Annotated in this window: 3 protein-coding genes; all 3 read right to left on the bottom strand. The window is 72.4% G+C overall.

The window, feature by feature from the left end:
- Positions 1–329 precede the first annotated feature (329 nt).
- From AMETH_RS02995 to AMETH_RS02985, 3 genes are read right to left on the bottom strand one after another with little or no spacing between them, the layout of a single operon-like run.
- Positions 330–3,713 (bottom strand): non-ribosomal peptide synthetase, encoded by a 3,384-nt coding sequence (locus tag AMETH_RS02995; RefSeq protein WP_017986559.1) that lies wholly within the window; start codon positions 3,711–3,713, stop codon positions 330–332.
- Positions 3,707–10,882, bottom strand: a complete 7,176-nt coding sequence (locus AMETH_RS02990; protein WP_017986558.1) for a non-ribosomal peptide synthetase — start codon at positions 10,880–10,882, stop codon at positions 3,707–3,709. Before AMETH_RS02990 ends, AMETH_RS02995 begins: the two co-directional genes overlap by 7 nt.
- Entirely contained in the window at positions 10,875–22,331 is an 11,457-nt protein-coding gene (locus tag AMETH_RS02985; protein WP_017986557.1) for a non-ribosomal peptide synthetase, read from the bottom strand. The genes AMETH_RS02990 and AMETH_RS02985 overlap by 8 nt, the downstream gene beginning before the upstream one ends.
- Positions 22,332–22,333: the final 2 nt, after the last annotated feature.

Genomic DNA, 22,333 nt, shown 5'->3' with positions numbered 1-22,333 from the left:
CGCGGGTATCTACGGCGTCGGCTTCGCTTCGCTACGCCCCGATATTGGCCGCCCCGATTTTTGATTGTTTCTACGGCCGAACTGGGCTGTGGATCGGGGGCTGGGGAGGGCTGGACGGCCTGGTTGTTACTTCTCGTTGCCGACTCACGTCTGGTAGTCGGCAACGGAAAACGATCACCCCACGGACCAGTCCCCTCCCGCAACCCGATCCCCAGCCAAATCGGTGGCTCGGCAACCGAACAATGAGAGATCGGGTTCGGGAGAGGCAGATCCGGGCGTAGCGAAGCGAAGCCGGCGCCCGAGAAACCCGCGTAGCGCCGGCCGCCGGATCACAACTGCGCGTTCACGTCCTCCTCGGAGAGCGCGTCCACCTCCAGGTAGATCTCCGCCACCTGCTCCAGGCGCCCGGGCACCGACTGGTCGGCCGCCAAGCGCGCCGCCATCGCGCCCACCGTCAGCGCCGAGAACAGCGTACGCACAGTCACTTCCGACGTGTCCAGCGCTTCCCGCAGGCGGCCGACGATCATCGTCGCCAGCACGGAGTCTCCGCCGAGTGCGAAGAACGGGTCGTCGCGGCCTACGCGTGCCACTCCGAGCACCTCGGCCCACACCTTGGCCAGCACCTGCTCCAACGGAGTCTCCGGCGCGACGTAACTGTCCGCCGACGCCTGCCAGTGCGCCGCCACCGCGCGGCGGTCCACCTTGCCGTTCGCGGTCAGCGGCAAGGCGTCCAGCACCACCACGCGAGCCGGGACCATGTGCGGCGGCAACAACGTTCGCACGAACTCCCGGACCTCGTCGCCGTCCACCGAGCCGCCGACGGCCGCCACGAGCTGGTTGCCCGCCACGCCCGCGACGCCCCGGTGCACCGCGGGGAACTCAGCCAGCGCGGCCTCCACCTCGCCCAGCTCGATCCGCACCCCGCGCACCTTCACCTGGAAGTCCCGGCGCCCCAGGAACTCCAGCGTGCCGTCCGGCCAGTACCGCGCCAAATCGCCCGTGCGGTACCAGCGGCGGCCGTCGTGCTCCACGAACCGGTCCGCGGTCCGCTCCGGATCCGCCCGGTACCCGTGGGCGACCCCGTCGCCGCCGATCCACAACTCCCCCGCGACCCAGTCCGGGCAGTCCCGGCCCCGCACGTCCACCACCCGGCACACGACGTTCCGCAGCGGTGTTCCGTACGGCACCGAACGCCACGACGACGGCACCCCGTGCACCTCGCACACCGTCGAATGGATCGCCGTCTCCGTGGTGCCGCCGAGCCCGGCGAACCGGCACCGCGGCGCCTGCTCCGCCACCCGGCCGGGCAGGTCCGTGCCGACCCAGTCACCGCCCAGCAACACCGTCCGCAACCCGCTCAGCTCACCCGGCCGCGCCGCGGACAGCAGCATGTCCAGCAGCGCTGGCACGCAGTTGACCAGCGTGACCCGGCGCGAGGCAGCCAGCTCGACCCACTGCCGCGCCTCCTTGCGGTCGCCCTCCTCCACCAGCACGACCGCGCCGCCCGCGGACAGCAGGCCGAAGACGTCGTACACGGACAGGTCGAAGTCCAGCGCGGACACCGCGAGGCACCGGTCGTCGGCACCCACCGCGAACCGCTCGTTGAGGTCGTCGATCGTGTTCATCGCCGCCCGGTGCGGCACCTCCACGCCCTTCGGCTCCCCCGTCGAACCGGACGTGAACAGCACGTACGCGATCTGCTCCTCGTCCACGCGCACCGGCTCGGCGAGCGGCTCGGCCGCCTCCTCGGCGGACGTCAGCACATGCGAGAACCCGGCGATCCGCCGGATCCGCTCCGCCCGCGCCGCGGGTTGGTCGACACCGACCGGCACGTACCCGGCGCCCGCGGCCAGCACGCCGAGCACCGCGGCGATCTGGTCCGGCCCCTTCGGCAGGCTCACCCCGACCAGGTCACCGGGCACAACACCCTTGTTCTGCAACGACTTCGCGATCCGCAGCGCCCGGTCCCGCAAAGCGCCGTAGCTGAGTACTCCATCCGTGCCCCACAGCAGCGCAGGCGCGTCCGGCTGCGCGACGGCACGCGAGAAGAACCCGTCCTGCAGCAGCCGCCCGCTGCGCGGCCCGTCCGTCGCGTTGACCCGCGTCCGCACCTCGGCCTGCTCCCGCGGCAACGCACCGCCGACCGGCTGCTCCCACGCGTCGTCCCGCTGGCCGAGCCGGGTGATCAGGTCCTGGAACGCGGCGAACATCGCGTCGATCATCCCGGCCGGGAAGGCGTTCTCCCGCACGTCCCAGTTGATCAACAGCCCCTCGTTGACCTCGGTGACCTGCGCGTCCAGCAGCACCTGCGGCCCCTGCGAGATGATCCACACCGCTTCACCGAAACACCGCCGCACGCGTGCGTCGAACAGCTCGCCCAGGTTCAGCGCACTGGTGAACACCACCGGCGCGAGCACCTGCTCACCGTGGTGCCGGGACAGGTCCCGCAGCACCTCCACACCCGAGTACGCGGCGTGCTCCGCGTCGGCGTGCATCCGGTCCTGCAACGCCTTCGCGTGCTCCACAAAAGACGCCTCGGTCGAGAAATCGACTTCCAGCAGCACTGAGCTGGTGAAGTCGCCGACCAGCTTGTCGACGTCCGGGTGGGTGCTCTGCCGGTCGAACATCGGCAGGTTCATCAGGAACCGCGGCTGCGCGCTCCACGACGACAGGGTCTCCGCGAACGCGGCCGCGACGACCATCGCCGGGGTCAGGCCGTGCTCGTGCGCGCGGGCGCCGAGGCGCTTGCGGTCCTCCGGCGCCAGCCAGTGGTGCCGACGGGTGACGCGGGTGGCGTCGGCGCGCTCGGTTTCCGGCACCAGCGGCAGGTCGGGCGCGCCCGGCAGCTCCGGGATCCGCCGCTGCCACCACTCGCGGGCCTTCTCCTGCTCGGCCCGGCGGGTCACCTCGCGTTCGGCGAGGTAGCGCGGGTAGCTGTAGCCGATCGGCTCCGGCTCGGCGTCCGGCTCGTCGTAGAACCGCGCGAGATCCGACAGCAGGACGCGGTAGCTCAACGCGTCGGCGGCGAGCATGTCGACGTCGACGTGCAGCCGCGCCCGGTCGCCGGACCGCCGGCTGAGCTGGATCTTGAACACCTCGCCGTTCGCCACGTCCAGGCGCGCGTGCGAAGACGCGTCCCGCAACTCGGCAAGGCGACGCGTCTCGGCCTCGTCGTCCAGGTCACGCAGGTCGTGCACGAGCAGCGACGGCTGGGCGCGCTCGGGCAGGATCCGCTGGCGGCCGTCGTCGAGGAAGGCGGCGCGCAGCATCCCGTGCCGGGCGACGAGCTTCCGCACGGCCACGTCCAGGCGCTGCGGGTCCAGGTCCGGGCCGTCGAACTCGACGTAAAGGTGCGCGGCGACCGAGCCGAGCGTGGTCTCCTCGTCGCGGCCGATCCAGTACGCGTGCTGCATCAACGCGAGCGGGAACGGCTCGGTCTCGTCGACCTCGACGGTCACCTCCGGCTCGGGCGCGACCCCGGCCGCGGTGGCCAGGAGCTCCCGCCACCCGGCCAGCGTCGGGTTCTTGGCCAGTTTCGCGAAGCCGACCTTGATGCCCTGCTTGCGCCACTTGTTCGCTACCTGCATGAGCTGGATCGAGTCGAGGCCCCACTCGATGAGGCTGTCGTTCTCGGACAGCTCCGCCGCCTCGGGCCCCAGCAGGTCGGTGACCTCGCGCAGGAGCTCTCCCACCGTCGGCTGCTGACTCACCACGTGCCCAGCTCCTCTTCGAACTCGTCGATGTCTTCTTCGGAAACGTCCGCCAGTGCGGTGTCCGCCGCGGTCGGCGCGCTGCTCAGCGCCTTGCGCAACAGCTCGGTCAGCTCCGGCGCCGCGGGCCCGGTGATCGCGACGTGCAACTGCCCGTCGACACTGACCGCGTTGACCTCCATCGCCCACTGCGCGGTGCGCGGCGGCACCCGCAGCATCGGGGCCTCCGGCGCGACCGACCACGGCTCGCCGGTCCCGCTCGGCAGGCGACCGAGGTAGTTGACGACGATCGTCGGCTCCGGCAGGCCCAGCGGGCGCAGCAGCCCGTAGCCGAGGCCGTGGTCGGGCAGGCTCTCCAGCTGCTCACGCACGTCCCGCAGCCGTGTGCCGGGCCTCAGCCGGAGCGGGAAGACCGTGGTGAACCAGCCGACCGTGGCCGACAGGTCGGCCCCGAGCTGTTCCTCCCGGCCGTGCCCCTCGACGGCGATCACCGCATCACCACGGCCGCGCCAGGTTTCCAGCGCCTCGGCGAACGCGCTGATCAGCAGCTCCTGCACCCCGGCCTGTTCGGCGCCCTCGGGCAGCGGCACGGTGAACCCGGTCTCGTGCCGTTCGCCACCGGGTTCGAACACCGGGTCGGCGCCGTCCAGGATTCCGCGCCACAGTCCGGTTTCCGCGCTGCGGTCCTGCGCGGCGAGCAGTTCGCTCCAGCGCCGGAACGACGTGCCGGTACGCACGAGTTCTTTGCCGGCCCATGCTTCGGCGAGGTCGTCCATGATGATCCGCCACGAGACGCCGTCCACGACAAGGTGGTCGGCGACGATCAGCACCCGCTCCGGGAAGCGGACCACCTGCAGCATCCGCTCGTCGGTGAGCCGCTCGCGCGCGGCGCGCAGTTCCGCGTCCAGGTCGCCGGTGGCATCCCGGACGATCTCGGCCGCGTCGAAGGATTCGGCCGGAACCACCAGCGCGCCCGCCCAGCGGGCGCGAAGCACATCGTGCCGGTCCAGGATCGCCTGCACCACCCGGACCAGGCCGTCACGGGTCAGGCCGTCGGGGGCGACCAGCAGCATCGCCTGGGCGAGGCCGCGTTCGCTCCAGCGCATGATCGGGGTCGGCTCGATGCGGCCGGTGCCATCGTCGGCCTCTGTGACGGCGGCTGTGGCGACCGCGGCGAGCCCGGCCGGCGTGCGCTGCTCGAACACCTGCCGCGGGGTGATCGTCAGCCCGGCCTTGCGGGCCCGGCTGACCAGCTGGACGGACACGATGCTGTCGCCGCCGAGGGCGAAGAAGCTGTCCTGCGCCCCGACCTCGGCCAGGCCGAGGACCTCGGCGAACAGCCGGCACAGCAACGCTTCGCGCTCGGTCGCAGGCTCCACCTTGCCTGCCAGCGCGGCGAAGTCGGGCGCGGGCAGTGCCTTGCGGTCGAGCTTGCCGCTGGGCGTCAGCGGGAACTCGTCCAGCTGCACGATCGCGGACGGGATCATGTGGTCCGGCAGTTCGCGGGCCAGGCTGTTCGCGTCGGCTTCGCCGAGGACGTAGGCGACCAGGCGGTCGTCGCGCACCACCGCGACGGCGCTGCGGGCGCCGGCGCGGGTGAGCGCGACCTCGACCTCGCCCAGCTCGATCCGGAAACCCCGCAGCTTCACCTGGTCGTCGGCGCGGCCGAGGAACTCGAGCACACCGTCGCGGTGCCGCACCAGGTCGCCGGTGCGGTACAAGCGCCCGTTCGGCGCGGCGACGAACCGCGAGGCGGTGAGCCCGGGCCGGTTCAGGTAGCCGCGGGCCAGCTGGACGCCGCCCAGGTACAGCTCGCCGGTGACGCCCGGCGGCACCGGCCGCAGGTACCGGTCGAGCACGTGGACCTGCGTGTTCCACACCGGCCGCCCGATCGGCACCGTGCCCTCGCCCGCGCCGTCGGCGCACGGCCAGTAGGTGACGTCGACCGCGGCCTCGGTGGGGCCGTAGAGGTTGTGCACGTTCGGCCCCGCCAGGTCGGACGGCAGTGCCTCACCGCTGCAGATCACCCGCTTCAGCACCGACAGGTCGCCGCCCGTGGAGACGAACGCCCGCAGCATCGACGGCACGAAGTGCGCGGTGGTGATCCGCTCGCGGGCGATGAGCCCGGCCAGGTACTCCGGGTCCTTGTGCCCGTCCGGCCTGGCGAACACCAGCGTGGCGCCGGTGATCAGCGGCCAGAAGAACTCCCACACCGACACGTCGAACGACGACGGCGTCTTCTGCAGAACCCGATCATCAGCGGTCAGGCCGTACTCCTGCTGCATCCACAGTAGACGGTTGACGATCGCGTGGTGGCTGACCACGACGCCCTTGGGACGGCCGGTGGAGCCCGAGGTGTAGATGACGTAGGCCGGGTTGTCCGGCCCGGCCGAGCGCAACTCTCCCTCACCTTCCAACGAGGCGGGAAGGACCACGGTGGGCCGCGCGTCCTCGATCATCATGTTCAGCCGCTCCGCCGGGTACGACGGGTCCAGCGGCAGATACGCGCCACCGGCCTTCAGCACCGCCAGCAGCGAGACGATCAGGTCGAGTGAACGGTCCTGCCGCACGCCAACGATGTGCTCCGGCCCCACACCCGCGCCCGCCAGCCGCGTCGCGAGCGCGGTGGCGCGGGCGTCCAGCTCGGCGTAGGTCAGGGACTCGCCCTCGAAGACCACCGCGGTGGTGTCCGGAGTCCGCGCCACCTGGGCGGCGAACAGCTCCGGCAGGGTCGTCTCCGGCACGTCCCGCGCCTCCCCGGCGGGGAGCACGTCTTCGGGAGTGAGCACCGAGGTCGCCGACAGCCGCCGGTCCGGGTCCGCCAGCAGATCTCCGACCAGCCGTGTGAACCGGGCCACCAGGTCGTCCACAGTAGACCGGTCGAACAGGTCCGCGCTGTAGACCAGCCAGCCGTCGATGCCCGCGTCCTGCTCGAACAGGTGGAACGAAAGGTCGAGCCGCGCCGCGTAGAAGTCGACGTGCTCCTCACGCAGCGACGCGTGCCCGAACGGCACCGGCCCGCCGGGCGCCTGCTGGTAGGCCAGCATGACCTGGAACAGCGGGTGCCGCCCCATCGACCGCCCCGGATTGAGCGCCTCGACCAGCCGCTCGAACGGCAGGTCCTGGTGCGCGAACGCGTCCAGGTCGGTGCGCCGGACCCGCTCGACGAGCTGCCGGAACGTCGGATCGCCGGTCAGATCCGTGCGCAGGACGAGGTTGTTGACGAAGAATCCGACCAGGCCGTCCAGGGCGTCGTCGGTGCGGCCGGCGACCGGCGCGCCGATCGGCACGTCCTCCCCCGCGCCCATCTGGCCGAGCAACGCGGCGACCGCGGCCTGGACGACCATGAACGTCGTCGCCCCGGTCTGCCGCGCCAGCTCCGCCAGCGCGCGGTGCGTCTCCGGCGGCAGCTGGAACCGCACCGCGTCCCCGCGGAACGACGGGTCCGCCGGGCGCGGCCGGTCCGCAGGCAGGCTGATCTCCTCCGGCAGGTCGGCGAGCTGCCGCGTCCAGTAGGCGAGTTGCGTGGACGCGAGGCTGTTCGGGTCGGCGTCGTTGCCCAGCAGGTCCCGCTGCCAGAGCGCGTAGTCGGCGTACTGCACCGGCAGCGGCGCCCAGCCGGGGCGGCGGCCCTGCAGGCGGGCGGTGTAGGCGGTGGTCAGGTCGGCCAGCAGCCGCTCGGCGGACCAGCCGTCGCTCGCGATGTGGTGGGTCAGCAGGGACAGCACGTGCGAGTCGCCGTCGCGGAACAGCCGCGCCTCGAACGGTGGCTCGCGGTCCAGCTCGAACGCGCGTTGCGCGGCCTCGCGTGGCGAGCCGTCGTCGATGATCAGCGGCGGGATCGTGTCGAGGACCTGCTGGTAGGGCTTGCCCTCGAACTCCGGGTAGATCGTTCGCAGCACCTCGTGCCTGCTCACGACGTCGGCCAGCGCGGCCCGCAGCGCGTCCACGTCGAGCGGGCCGTCCAGGCGCACCGCGAACGGCACGTTGTAGGTCGCGCTCGGGCCTTCCAGCCGGTACAGGAACCACAACCGTTGCTGCGCCGAAGACAGCGGGATCCGGCGCGGGCGCGGCATCGGCGTGAGCGCGGGCCGCTGCGTGCCGCCGTCGAGCGCCGTGGCCAGGCGGGCGACGGTCGGCGCGTCGAACACGGTCCCGATCGCCAGGTCGACACCGAGGTCGGCGCGGATGCGGCCGACGAGCTTGGTCGCCAGCAGGGAATGCCCGCCGAGGGCGAAGAAGTCGTCGTCCCGGCCGACGCGCGCAACGCCGAGCAGGTCGGCGAACAACGCGGCCAGCGCCCGTTCGCGCTCGGTTTCCGGCTCCGCCGCCGCGGTCGCAGCCTCCGGCTCGGGCAGCGCCTTGCGGTCGAGCTTGCCGCTCGGGCTCAGCGGCAGCTCGTCGAGGAACGTGATGACCGACGGCACCAGGTGCTCGGGCAGGGTGGCGCCGAGCTGCCGCCGGATGGTGGCCGCGTCCGTGCCCGGCTGGGCGACCACGTAGCCGAGGAGCTGCTGCCGCTCCGGCCGGGCGACCACCCCGGCGCTGACCACCTCGGGCAATGCGGTGAGCGCGGCCTCGACCTCGCCCAGTTCGACGCGGAACCCGCGGATCTTGACCTGGTCGTCGGCGCGGCCGAGGAACTCCAGTGCGTCCCCGGTGCGGCGCACCAGGTCGCCGGTGCGGTACAGCCTCGACCCGTCCGGCCCGGCCACGAACCGGGACGCGGTGAGCCCGGGCCGGTTCAGGTAACCCCGGGCGAGCTGGACGCCACCCAGGTACAGCTCGCCGACCGCGCCGGGCGCGACCGGCTGCAGGTGCCGGTCCAGCACGTGGAGTTGTGTGTTCCACACCGGCCGCCCGATCGGCACGGTCCCGGTGCCGGCCCCCTCGGTCACCGGCCAGTGGCTCACGTCGACCGCGGCTTCGGTGGGGCCGTACAGGTTGTGCACGTGCGGCAGTTCGCGCGCGAGGTCGGACGGCAGGGCCTCACCACTGCAGATCACGCGCCGCAGCGTGCTCGGCCGCGCGCCCGACTCGACGAACGTCCGCAGCATCGACGGGACGAAGTGCGCGGTGGTGATCCGCTCCCGCGCGATCAGTTCGGCGAGGTAGCGCGGGTCCTTGTGCCCACCCGGCTTGGCGAACACCAGCGTCGCGCCGGTGATCAGCGGCCAGAAGAACTCCCACACCGACACGTCGAACGACGACGGAGTCTTCTGCAGCACGCGATCCTCCGGCATCAGCCGGTACTCGTGCTGCATCCACAAAAGACGGTTCACGATCGCCCGATGGCTGACCACGACACCCTTGGGACGGCCGGTCGAGCCCGAGGTGTAGATGACGTACGCCGGATTGTCCGGCCCCGCCGCCCGCAACTCCCCCTCACCGTCAAGCTCGGCAGGCAGCACCACGGTGGGTTGAGCATCCTCGATCATCATGCTCAACCGCTCGGCGGGATACGACGGATCCAGCGGCAAATACGCCCCGCCCGCCTTCAACACCGCCAGCAACGAAACAATCAGATCCAGCGAACGGTCCTGCCGGACCCCGACGATGTGCTCCGGCCCCACACCCGAGCCCGCCAGCCGCCGCGCCAGCTCAGTGGCGCGGGCGTCCAGCTCGGCATACGTCAGCGCGACACCCTCGTAGACCACCGCGGTGGCGTCCGGCGTCCGCGCCACCTGCTCGGCGAACAGCCCCGGGAGCGTCACCTCCGGCACCTCACGCATGTCACCGATCAACGCGGTGTCGGCGAAGAACTCCAGCCGGCTGACCGGCCGGTCCGGCGCCCCCACCGCCGCGGCGAGCAGCGATTCCAGGTGCGCCAGGAACCGCTCGACGGTCGCGGCGGTGAACAGCTCCGTCGAGTACGTGGCCTCGACGCGCATCTCGCCGTCGACCAGGAACGCCTCCAGCGCCAGGTCGAACTGGGTGGTGTCGTTGTGCACCGTCTCCCAGCTCGCCTCGACGCCGGGCAGGTCGAACCCCTGCAACCCCTGGGTCAGGAACAACAGCATCACGTCGAACAGCACCGACCGGCCCGGCACGCGCGGCGGCCGCAGGCGCTCGACGAGCAGGTCGAACGGCAGGTCCTGGTGCGCGTAGCCATCGGTGCACACGCGCCGCACCCGCTCCACCAGCTCGGCGAACGACGGGTCGCCGGACAGGTCGGCCCGCAGCACGAGCGTGTTGCCGAAGTTGCCGATCAGCCGCTCGACCTCGCCGGCGTCGCGGTTCATCGACGCCGACCCGATCGGCACGTCCGTCGCGCCGGTCCAGCGGGACAGCAGCGCCGCATACCCGGCGAACACCACCATGAACGGCGTGACCCCACGGGCCTGCGCGAACTCCCCGATCCGGTCGGTCACGGCCCGGTCGAAGGTGTGGAACCGCCGGTCCCCGCGGTCCGAGCGCGCCGGGGGGCGCGGCAGGTCGGTGGGCAGCGGCAGGTTCTCCGGCGCGGGACTCAGCTCGCGCCGCCAGTAGTCCAGGTCACCGGCCAGCTTCTCGTCTGTCAGCGTCTTCCACTGCCACACCGCGAAGTCCGCGTACTGCACCGGCAGCGGGTCCAAACCGGACGGTTGCCCGGTGGTGTCCTCCCGGTAGAGGGCGGACAGGTCCCGCGACAGCGTGTTGAACGTGTAGCCGTCCCAGGCGATGTGGTGCACGGTCAGCACCAGCACGTGATCGTCGTCGCCGCGGCGCAGCAGGCGCAGGCGCAGCGAGTGCTCATTGGCGAGGTCGAACGCGTGCGCCGACTCCTCCCGCGCCACCCGCTGGACGGTCCGGTCCCGGTCCTCTTCGGACAGGCCACGCAGGTCCGACTCCGGCATGGTCACCACGGCGTACGGGTCGACAATCTGCCGCGGCTCGCCGTCCGGCCTGGCCACGTACCGGGTGCGCAGGATCTCGTGCCGCTCCACGAGCCGCTGGAACGACCGGTGCAACGCGGCCTTGTCCAGCGCACCGCGCAGGGTGATCGCCAGGCACACGTTGTAGGCCGGGCTGGCCGGGTCGAGCTGCTGCAGGAACCACATGCGGGACTGCGCGTAGGACAACGGCAGGTCGTCGTCGGAGTCCCGCTTCGGGATCGACGTCGTGCCGGCCAGGCCGGCCTGGGCCAGCCGTCGGCGCAGCAGCTCACGCTTGCGGGCGGCGAGGTCACTCACCGGGGGCCTCCTCGGCGATCAGGGTCAGCGCGGCGAACCACTCGCGGGACAGCTGCTGGATCCGGTCTTCGGTGAACAACGCGGACGGCCACTGCCAGTCGGCCTCCAGCGTCGAGCCGCGGACCAGCACGTTCAGCACCAGGCAGTACGGCGCGGGCATGTCGTCGTCGACGCCGCCGCCCATCGCGCCCACCTCCGGCGCGCCGGACCACGGCTCGCCGTCGCGCTCGCCCACGGTGAGCCTGCCGAGGTAGTTGAACTCCAGCTGCGGCTCGGGCCGTGCTTCCAGCTCGGCGGCGGTGTCCGGGTTGAGATACCGCAGCAGGCCGTGACCGATGCCCTTGTCCGGCAGGGCGAGCTGCTCACTCACCCGCGTGAGCCCCTGGTGCACCCCACGCGTGAGGTCGCCGGGGTCGACGCGGACCGGGAACACGCTGGTGAACCAGCCGACCGTGCCGGACAGGTCCGCGCCGGGCACTATCTGCTCCTCGCGGCCGTGGCCTTCCAGCGCCAGCAGCAGCGACGTGTCGTCGCCGCCGCGCCAGCGGGACACCGCGTGCGCGAGCCCGGCCAGCAGGACGTCGTTGATCGTGACGCCGTGCCGTTCGGGCACCTCGGTGAGCAGCTTGCCGGTGACCGTGGCATCCAGGAACGTCCGCGTGGCGCGCATGGACGCGCGGGTGTCAGCGGCCGGATCGAGGCGACGGGCGCCGAGCACCGGGTCCGGGCCGGACAGGATCTCCCGCCACAGCGCCATCTCGCTCGCCTTGGCCCGCGCCACCTCGGGCAGCGCCCGCGCCCACTCGCGGAACGACGTGCCCACCGGCGGCAGCTCGCGGCCCGCCCACAACTCGGCCAGCTCGGGCACCAGCACGCCCCACGACGCGCCGTCCACGACGAGGTGGTGCAACACGATCAGCAGGCGGCCGGAGCGGTCCGGGCCGGTGTCGAACCAGACGAACCGCACCATGTCGCCGGACGGCGGGTCGAGCCGGATCTCCCGCATCAGGCCGGGCAGCCGCTCCGCGATGTCCCCGTACGCCAGGTCGCGAGCGTCGATCCGGGTCACGCAAGCGCTTGCGTCCACCGCACCCCGCGGGCGGACGACGAACGTGCCGTCGAAGGTCGCACGCAGCACGTCGTGCCGGTCGAGCAGGAGCTGCACCAGCTCACGCAGCCGGTCCAGGTCGAGCCCGGCCGGGGTGCAGAGCATCCGGGCCTGGCTGAGCTGCCCGTACGGCTGGTTGCGGTTGAGCCAGTGCAGCATCGGCGTCAGCGGAACCTCGCCGATGCCTGCATCCGAGTCCTCGCGGTGCACGGCCTCTCCGGCGATCTGCGCGAGTGCCGCGACCGTGCGCTGCTCGAACACGTGCCGCGGCGTGAACGCCAGTCCGGCGCCACGGGCCTTGCTGACCAGCCGCATCGACACGATGCTGTCCCCGCCGAGCGCGAAGAAGCTGTCGTCCGCGCCGACCTCGGGCAGACCCAGGACCTCCGCGAACAGGCCGGCGATGCGCTTCTCCAGTTCCGTCGCGGGCGCCCGGGACGTCGTGCTCGTGTAGTCCGGCGCGGGCAGCGCTTTGACGTCGAGCTTGTCGTTGCGCGTCAACGGGAAGCGCTCGACCGCGACGATCGCGGCCGGGACCATGTACTCCGGCAGCGCGGCCGCGACCTGCTCGCGCAGACCGTCCGTGCCGCTCGCGACGACGTACGCGACCAGTCGCTTCACGCCGGGCGTGTCCTCGCGGGGCACCACGACCGCCCGTTCGACCCGCTCGTCCCGCAGCAGCACGGCCTCGATCTCGCCGGGCTCGATGCGGAACCCGCGGATCTTGACCTGGTCGTCGACGCGGCCGAGCAACTCGATCAGCCCCTCGGCGTTCCAGCGCGCCACGTCGCCGGTCCGGTACATCCGGGTGCCGGGTCCGCCGAACGGATCGGCGACGAACCGCTCCGCCGTCGTGCCCGGGCGCCGCAGGTAGCCGCGGGCGAGACCGGCGCCGGACAGGTACAGCTCGCCCTCGACACCGGGCGGGCAGGGCCGCAGGTGCCGGTCGAGGATGTAGGCACGCGCGTTGCCGACCGGCGAGCCGATGCACGGGTTCTCCGTGCGGTCGAAGTCGCACGCCGCGGAGTCCACAGTGCACTCGGTCGGGCCGTAGAGGTTCCACACGGCCAGGTCCGGCTCGTCCCGCAGCGACCGCCACAGCTGCGCGGGCACCGCCTCACCGCCGACGCCGAGCACCTTGAGCGCGCCGCGCCAGCCCGGTTCGGTCGCGACCTGCGCGAGCAGCGACGGGGACAGCTCGACGAACTCGATCTCCTGGTCACGCAGGAACGCCCGCAGCAGATCCGCGTCGCGGCGGGTGTCCGGCGGCACCAGGTGCAACTCATGCCCGGCGAACATCCACAGCATCGGCTGCCACGACGCGTCGAACGCCATCGGCCACGCGTGCGCGACGCGCAGCGGGCGGCCGACCCGCTCGCGTGCCGGGTCGAACAGGTCGGTGCGGTGGCTGACCAGCAGGTTCGCGATCGAGCTGTGCGGCACCACGACCGCCTTCGGCGTACCGGTCGAGCCGGACGTGTAGATGACGTACGCCGGGTGCTGCGGCTGCGCGCGCGGCGGCAGGTCGTCCGTGGAGCCGGTCGCCGGTGGCAGTTCGGTCAGGACCAGCTTCGGGGCGGCGTCGGCGAGCATGAAGTCGATCCGCTCGGCGGGCCAGTCCGGGTCGAGCGGCAGGTACGCGCCGCCCGCCTTGACCACCGCGAGCAGCGCGACCAGCATGTCCGGCCCGGCCGGCATGCGCAGCGCCACCACGTCCTCCGGGCCGACGCCCTGCTCGATCAACACGCGCGCGACCTGATTGGCGCGGGCGTTGAACTCGGCGAAGGTCAGCCGGGTCTCCCCCGCGACGATCGCGACGGCGTCCGGTGTGGCGTGCGCCTGGTCGCGCAGGACCTCCGGCAGTGTCGTCACCGGGGCGTCCAGGACCCTGCCGGTGCCGATGCGGCGCAGCTCGGCCAGGGTCTCCTCGCCGAGCAGGTCGATGCCCGTCACCTTTTGCGCAGGGGCAGCCGCGAAGGCTTCCGCGGCCCGGCGGAACCAGCCGCTCAGCGACTCCGCCCACGCCTCGCCGAACGTGTCCGGCCGGTACTCGAAGACGACCGACAACCGCTCCTCGGCGGCGACGGCGAGCGTCAGCGGGTAGTGCGTCGAGTCCTCGACCTCGACCCGGTCGATCGTGATCCCGGCGGCCCGCTCGCTCTCGCTCACGGCGTCCGAGTCGATCGGGTAGCTCTCGAACACGACCAGCGTGTCGAACAGGTCGCCGTGCCCGGCCGCCCGCTGGATGTCGGTCAGGCCGAGGTACTGGTGGTCCATCAGCCGCGCCTGCTCGTCCTGCACGCCGCGCAGGACGTCCAACAGCGAGCCGCGCAGGCGGACCCGCACCGGCACGGTGTTGATGAACAGGCCGACCATGCCGTCCACACCGGACAGATCGGCCGGCCGTCCGGAGACGGTGGCGCCGAACAGGACGTCGTCGCGGCCGGTCAGCCGGGCCAGCACGAGACCCCACAGCCCCTGGACGACCGTGTTGACGGTAAGCCCGTGCTCCCGGGCGACCGCGTAGAGCCGTTCCGTGGTCTCGGCGGGCAGGTCGAGCCGCAGCTTGCCGGGCCGCATCGGCACCCGCGGCGCGGCCGGGGCCACCAGCGTCGGCTCCTCGACGTCGTCCAGCGCGGCCAGCCACGCCTCGGCGGAGGCGTCCCGGTCCCGCCCGGCGAGCCAGGTCAGGTAGTCGCGGTACGGCCGGGGCGACGGCGGCTCGGCGCCGGCGTAGAGCGCGAGCAGGTCCCGCACCAGCAGCGGCAGCGACCAGCCGTCGAGCAGGATGTGGTGGTTGGACAGGACCAGCCGGTGGTCCCGCTCGCCCAGCTTCACCAGCGTCATCCGCAGCAACGGCGGCTCGTCGAGCGCGAACCGCTCCGCCCGGTCCCTGGCCAGGAACTCGTCGAACTCCTCGTGGCTGAGTGTCAGCTCCGCCCACGGGAGTTCCGCCTCACGGCGGATGACCTGCTTCGGCTCGTCGTCGTGCACGAAGGCCGCGCGCAGGTTCGGGTGCCGGTCCAGCAGGCCCTGCGCGGCCCGGCGCAGCCTCGCCGCGTCGACCTCGCCGGTCAGGCCCAACACGAACTGGACGGTGTAGACGTCGTCCGCGCTTTCGTCGTAGAGCGCGTGGAAGAGCATGCCCTCCTGCAGCGGGGACAGCGGCAGGACTTCCTCCGGCTCCTCCGCGGCGGCGAGGTCGCGCAGGGCGTCCTGCCACCTCGCGATCAGGGCGTCCACTTCGGACTCGGTGAACCGGTCGGTCCACGACCAGGTCGCGGTCAGCACCGGACCGTCCGGACCGTCCTCGGTCACGACGTTGATCTCCAATGGCCGGTGCTGGACCTCCGGCCGCGGCAGCTTCTCCGCGTCCGGGACCCAGAACCCCTCGCTGACGTCGAACCGGCCGAGGTAGTTGAAGCCGACCTCCGGCTCCGGGACGTCGGTGAGCTCGCCGTGCAGCCAGCGGAGGATGCCGAACCCGATGCCGTTGTCCGGCACCGCCCGCAGCCGCTCCTGGATCTCCGGCGGAGTCGCGGCGGCGGGCAGTTCGACCGGGTAAACGCTGGTGAACCAGCCGACCGTGCGGGACAGGTCCGCGCCGGGCACCAGGTGCTCCTCGCGGCCGTGGCCCTCCAGCGCGACCAGCCGCGGCTCGCCGAAGGCGTACGCGAGCGCGCTGAGCAGCACCTCCGGCACGCCGGTGCGGAACTTGCCGGGCACCTCGGCGACCAGTTCCGCGCCGAGCGCCAGCTCCCGGCAGCCGGTCGTGCGAACCGGCCGGGCGTCCGCCGGCCCGGTGCGCGGCAACGACTGCCACGGCTCGGCGCTCGCGGTCGGCAGGTGCCGCGCCCACCAGCGGAACGACGTCGGCACCGGGTCGAGCTTGGCCGGGTGGCCGGACGTGCGCGCCTCCCAGGCCTGGGCCAGGTCCCCGGCGAGGATGCGCCACGACACCCCGTCGACGACCAGGTGGTGCAGCACGAGCAGCAGCCGGCCGGGCTCGGACCCGTGGTCGAACCACACGGCCCGCACCAGCACACCCGCCTCGGGGTCGAGCGAATCGACCGCCTCGGCGTACTTCTCCGCCACCGGCGTGCCCCCGGGAACGTGTTCGAGGACGTCCGTGACCGCGCCCGGCAGGCGCACGTCGAGCACGTCACCCCGCAGCCGGGCGCGCAGCAGGTCGTGGTGGTCGAGTACGTCCTGCAGCACCCCGGCGAAGATCTCCGGCCCGTCCGCGGGCGGCACTCGCAGCAACGCGGCCTGGGCCATCTTCTTGTCGCCGCTCTCCCGCCACCAGCGCATGACCGGGGTGAGCGGCACCTCACCGACCCCCTGCGCGCGGTCCTCGTCGGGGACCACCACGTCAGTGCCGACCGCATGGGCCAGCGCCGCGGCGGTCTGGCACTCGAACACCTGCCGCGGCGAGATCCGCAGCCCGGCCGCCCGCACCTTGCTCACGAACTGGATGGACAGGATGCTGTCGCCGCCGAGGCCGAAGAAGTTGTCCTCCGCACCGACCTCGGGCACCCGCAGCACCTCGGCCATCACCCGGCACAGGATCCGCTCGGCCTCGGTCTCCGCCGCGCGGCTGCCGGACGTCGGCTCCGGGCCGGGATCGGGGAGCGCCTTGCGGTTCACCTTGCCCGAGGGCATCAGCGGGAACTCGTCGAGGAACACGAACCGGCGCGGCACCATGTGCTCGGGCAGGCGCGCGCGCAGCCAGTCGCCCAGACCGTCCACTTCGGAGCCGAGGCAGTAGCCGACCAGCCGCTTGGGCTCGTCGCGCACCAGCACGACCGCCCGCCGGACACCCTCGTGCTGCTCCAGGGCCGCCTCGATCTCCTCCAGCTCGACCCGCATGCCGCGGATCTTGACCTGGTTGTCGGCGCGGCCGAGGAACTCCAGCGTGCCGTCCGGCTGCCAGCGGGCCAGGTCGCCGGTCCGGTAGAGCCGCGAACCGGGCGGCCCGAACGGGTCGGCGACGAAGTGGTCCGCCGTCCGTTTCGGGTCGTTGATGTAGCCGCGGCCCAGGTAGACGCCGCCGGCGTACAGCTCGCCGGGCACGCCGACCGGCACCTGCCGCAGGTGCCGGTCCAGCACGTACAGCCGAGTGTTGCCGTTCGGATGCCCGATCGACACGGCCTTGCGCACCGCACTCGCGTCGCGGTAGACGACGTGGCTGACGCCGATCGTCGCCTCCGCCGGGCCGTACCCGTGGTACATGATCGCGTCGCTGACCGCGCGGAACCGGGCGAACAGCTCGGGCGTGAGCACCTCGCCGCCACACCACACGTGCTTGAGCGACCGGCCGCGCTCGGCGAACCCGTCGAGGCCGACCAGCAGGTCCAGGATCGACGACGGCAGGTAGGTGAAGGTGACCCGGTGCCGCTCGATCAGGCTCAGCAGGTACTCGATGTCCCGCTCGCCGCGGGGCTCGGCGATCACCAGCTTGCCGCCGGTGACCAGCGGCAGGAACACCTCGTTGATCGAGATGTCGAATCCCATCGGCGCCTTGAACAGCGCCGCGTCGCCGGGCCCGAAACCGAGCATCTCGCGCTGCCACAGCAGGCGGTGCGTGATCGCGCGGTGCCGGATCATCGCGCCCTTCGGCGTGCCGGTCGAGCCGGACGTGTAGATGACGTAGGCCAGGCCTTCCGGCGGCACCCGCACGCCGAGGTTCTCCGGGTCCTCGCCCGCGAGGTCGACGTGCACGACCGGCACGCCCAGTTCCCGCACCGGCCCGTCGTGCTCCGGTCCACTGAGGATCGCGGTGAACCGGGAACTCGCGGCGACCTCGGCGATGCGCCGATCCGGCCACGACGGCTCCAACGGCACGAACGCGCCACCGGCCTTCTCGACCGCGAGCAGGCCGACGACCAGCTCCAGCGACCGCTCCCAGTGCATGCCGACGGTGCGCTCCGGCCCGACCCCGGCCGCGACGAGCCGCCGGGCCAGGTGGTTCGCCTTCGCGTTCAGCTCGGCGTAGGTGAGGCTGCGGTCGTGGAACTCGACGGCCACCACGTCCGGCGTGCGGGCGGCCTGCTCCTCGACCATCTCGGTCAAGGTCGTCTGCGGGCGGTCCTCGGCGGTGTCGTTGAACGCCGCGAGCTGGGCGCGCTCGTCGTCGCCGAGGATCTCGGCGAGGCCGACCGGCTGCTCCGGCTTGGCGACCAGCGCGGTGAGCAGCCGCACCAGCCTGCGCGCGAGCGAGTCCACAGTGGATCCGTCGAACAAATCGGCGGAGTAGCTGATCAGGCAGTCTTCCGGGCCGAAGTGGAACGCCAGGTCGAACTTCGCGCCGGTGAACCCGGGTTCCAGCGGCTCGGCCACCACGTCCGGCAGGTCCAGTTCCGCGGTCGACGGATCGCGGTGCGACACCATGATCTGGAACAGCGGGTGCCGCCCCGGCGAGCGCGGCGGGTTGACCGCCTCGACGACCCGCTCGAACGGCAGGTCCTGGTTCGAGTAGGCGTCCAGGTTCGCCTCGCGGACGCGCGCGAGCAGATCGCGGAACGTCGGGTTCCCGGACAGGTCGGTGCGCAGCACGACCGTGTTGACGAAGTAGCCGACCAGGTCGTCGAGCGCTTCGTCGGTGCGGCCGGCCACCGCCGTGCCGAGCGGGATGTCCTCGCCCGCGCCGAGCCGGGACAACAGCACCGCAGTCGCGGCCTGGGCGATCATCAGGTCGGTCACGCCGAGTTTGCGGGCCAGCTTCGCCAGCGACGCGGTGAGCGCGGCGGGGAATTCGACGGCGACGTGGCCGCCCTCGCGTGTCGGGTGCTGCGGGCGCGGCCGGTCGGTGGGCAGCGGCAGTTCCTCGGGCAGGCCTTCCAGGCGCTTGAGCCAGAAGTCGCGCTGGCCGTCGACCGGGATGTCCTGGAGCCACTGGGTGTAGTCGGCGTATTGGACCGGCAGCGGCGTCCAGTCCGGCGCGCGGCCTGCGCGGCGGGCGGCATAGGCCGCGCCCAGGTCCCGCAGCAGCGGCCGGGCGGACCACTCGTCGCCCGCGACGTGGTGCACGACCAGCACGAACAGGTGCTCGTCCCGCCCGGTGGCCAGCACTTCGGCGCGGATCGGCGGCTCCTCGCCGAGCCGGAACGCGTACCGGCTCGCCCGTTCCACGAAACCGTCGGCCGGGCCTTCACTGCGCTGCACAGGGAACCGCTCGAACGGCGGCAGCACGCGCTGGCCGTCCGCGGTGAGCAGGGTGCGCAGCGCGTCGTGGCGGTTCACCACATCGGTCAACGCGGCGTCGAGTGCGTCCAGGTCCAGCGGTCCGGTCAGCCGCGCGGCGAACGGGATGTTGTAGACCGGCGACGGGCCGTCCAGCTCGTGCAGGAACCACAGGCTGCGCTGCGCCGGGGACAGCGGCACGAGGCCGTCGTGGTCGCGGCGGGTCAGCGGCGGGCGTGCGGCGCCGCCGTCCAGGTGCCGCGCCAGGCGTGCCACCGTCGGCGCGTCGAAGATCGCCCGGATCTGCAGGTCGACGCCGAACGTACGGCGGACCCGGCTGGCCAGGCGGGTCGCGAGCAGCGAATGCCCGCCGAGGGCGAAGAAGTCGTCGTCCCGCCCGACCCGGTCCACGCCGAGGACCTCGGCGAACAGCTCGGCCAGGATCTCCTCGCGCGGGTCGCGGGCCTCGACGCTGCCGGTCTCGGCGAGCCGCGGCTCGGGCAGCGCGCGGCGGTCCAGCTTGCCGCTCGGGCTCAGCGGCAACGCGTCCAGCACGACGATCGCGGACGGCACCAGCTGTTCGGGCAGCGACTCGGCGAGGCTCCGCCGCAGCGCGGCCGGGTCCAGCCCGTCGCCGACGACGTACCCGACCAGCTGCTGACGGCCGGTGTGCAGGGTGGCCGCCGCGGCGGCCACCCCGTCCAGCGCGAGCAGGGCCGCCTCGACCTCGCCCAGCTCGACGCGGAAGCCGCGGATCTTGACCTGGTCGTCGGCGCGGCCCAGGTACTCCAGCACGCCGTCGGCGTTCCACCGCACGACGTCGCCGGTGCGGTAGAGCCGCGAGCCGGGCTCGCCGAACGGGCTGGCGACGAACCGGGACGCGGTCAGCCCGGGCCGGTTGAGGTACCCCCGGGCGAGCTGTACTCCCCCGAGATACAGCTCGCCCGGCACGCCCGGCGCCACCGGCCGCAGGAACCGGTCCAGCACGTAGGTCTGCGTGTTCCACACCGGACGTCCGATGGGGACGGTCGCGGCATCGGCGGGCACCGGCCAGTAGGTGACGTCGACCGCGGCCTCGGTCGGGCCGTAGAGGTTGTGCACCTGGGCGAATTCACTCGCCTGCCGCGCCAGCTCCGGCGGGAGGGCCTCGCCGCTGCAGATGATCCGCTCCGGCCCGCGGCCGGTCTCGACGTACTGGGCCAGCATCGACGGGACGAAGTGCGCGGTGGTGATCCGCTCCCGCGCGATCAGTTCGGCGAGGTAGCGCGGGTCCTTGTGCCCACCCGGCTTGGCGAACACCAGCGCCGCGCCGGTGATCAGCGGCCAGAAGAACTCCCACACCGACACGTCGAACGACGACGGAGTCTTCTGCAGCACGCGATCCTCCGGCATCAGCCGGTACTCGTGCTGCATCCACAACAGACGGTTCACGATCGCCCGGTGCGAGACCACCACACCCTTCGGCCGCCCGGTGGAACCCGAGGTATAGATGACGTAAGCCGGGTTGTCCGGCCCCGCCGCCCGCAACGCCCCTTCATCGTGGAGCTCGGCAGGCAGCACGACCGTGGGCTGGGCGTCCTCGATCATCATGCTCAACCGCTCGGCGGGATACGACGGATCCAGCGGCAGATACGCCCCGCCCGCCTTCAACACCGCCAGCAACGACACGATCAGATCCAGCGAACGGTCCTGCCGCACGCCGACGATGTGCTCCGGCCCCACACCCGCGCCCGCCAGTTTCTTCGCCAGCGTGGTGGCGCGAGCATCCAGCTCCGCGTAAGTGAGCGCGGTATCTTCGAAGACCACCGCGGTCGCGTCCGGCGTGCGCGCCACCTGCTCGGCGAACAGCTCCGGCAGGGTCGTTTCCGGCACCTCGGCGGCGGTTTCGTTGGGCGCCACCACGACCTGCTGCCACTCGTCGGCGGGCAGCGGTTCGAGCCGCGCGACCGGAGTGCCGGGCGCGGCGACGAACCAGCCGAGCACGTCCTGCACCCGCTCCGCGATGCGGGCGACCGCGGCGTCGTCGAAGCGCGCCGGGTCGTGGTCGATGCGCAGCACGAACTCCTCGCCCGGCACGACCAGCAACGCGAGCGGGTAGTGCGTGGCGTCCCGCACCTCGACCCCGGCGAGCGGCGAGCCGGCGAGGTCGGTGCCCGGATAGCTTTCGAAGACCACGAGCGTGTCGAAAAGCGTGGGCTGCCCAGCGGCGCGCTGGATGTCGGCGAGCCCGAGGTGCTGGTGCTCCAGCAACCGCGCCTGCTCGGCCTGCACCCGCACGGCCAGCGCGGCGAGCGTCTCGTCCGGCGCGAGGCGCACCCGCACCGGCACGGTGTTGATCAGCATGCCGACCATCGACTCGACGCCCGGCACCTCCGGGTTGCGGCCGGAGACCGTCGCGCCGAACACCACGTCGTCCCGGCCGGTCAGCCCGGCGAGCACGAGCGCCCACGCGGACTGCACCAGCGCGTTCACGGTCACGCCGTGCTCGCGGGCGACCCGCGTCAACGGCCGCCCCGGCACCGCGAACTCGGACCGCCGCGGCAGTCCGGTCGACGGGCCATCACCAACGAGCGTCGGGCCGTCCAGATCGGCCAGTGCCTCGGCCCACGCCTGCTCGGCCGCCTTCGTGTCCTGTTTGGACAGCCAGGTCAAGTAGTCCCGGAACGGCCGCACCGGCGGAAGCGCTTCCCCGCCGTACAACGACAGCAGCTCACGCACCAGGATCGGCGCCGACCAGCCGTCCCACAGCAGGTGGTGCGACGACAACACGAGCACGGCCTCGGAGCCGCGGCGCACCAAGGTGAACCGCAGCAACGGCGGCCGCGCGAGGTCGAACGGCTCGGCGCGGTCGTCGTCCAGCAGGCGCTGGAACTCCGCGTCGCCAGGGCAGTCCACGACCCGCCACGGCACCCGCACCGACCGGCGCACGACTTGCACGAACTGGCCCGAGGACTGGGTGCGGAACCCGGCCCGCAGGTTGGTGTGCCGCCGCACCAGCTGCTCCGCCGCCTCCCGGAGCCGCTCGGCATCGACCGCACCGGCCAGCCGCAGGACGGTTTGCACCGTGTAGACGTCCGCACGCTCGTCGAGCAGGGCGTGGAAGATCATGCCCTGCTGCAACGGGGTGAGCGGGAGGACGTCCTCGACGCTCGACGCCACCC

The organism is Amycolatopsis methanolica 239, assembly GCF_000739085.1.
Lineage (GTDB): Bacteria > Actinomycetota > Actinomycetes > Mycobacteriales > Pseudonocardiaceae > Amycolatopsis_E > Amycolatopsis_E methanolica.
This window is presented reverse-complemented; position numbering and strand designations above follow the sequence as displayed.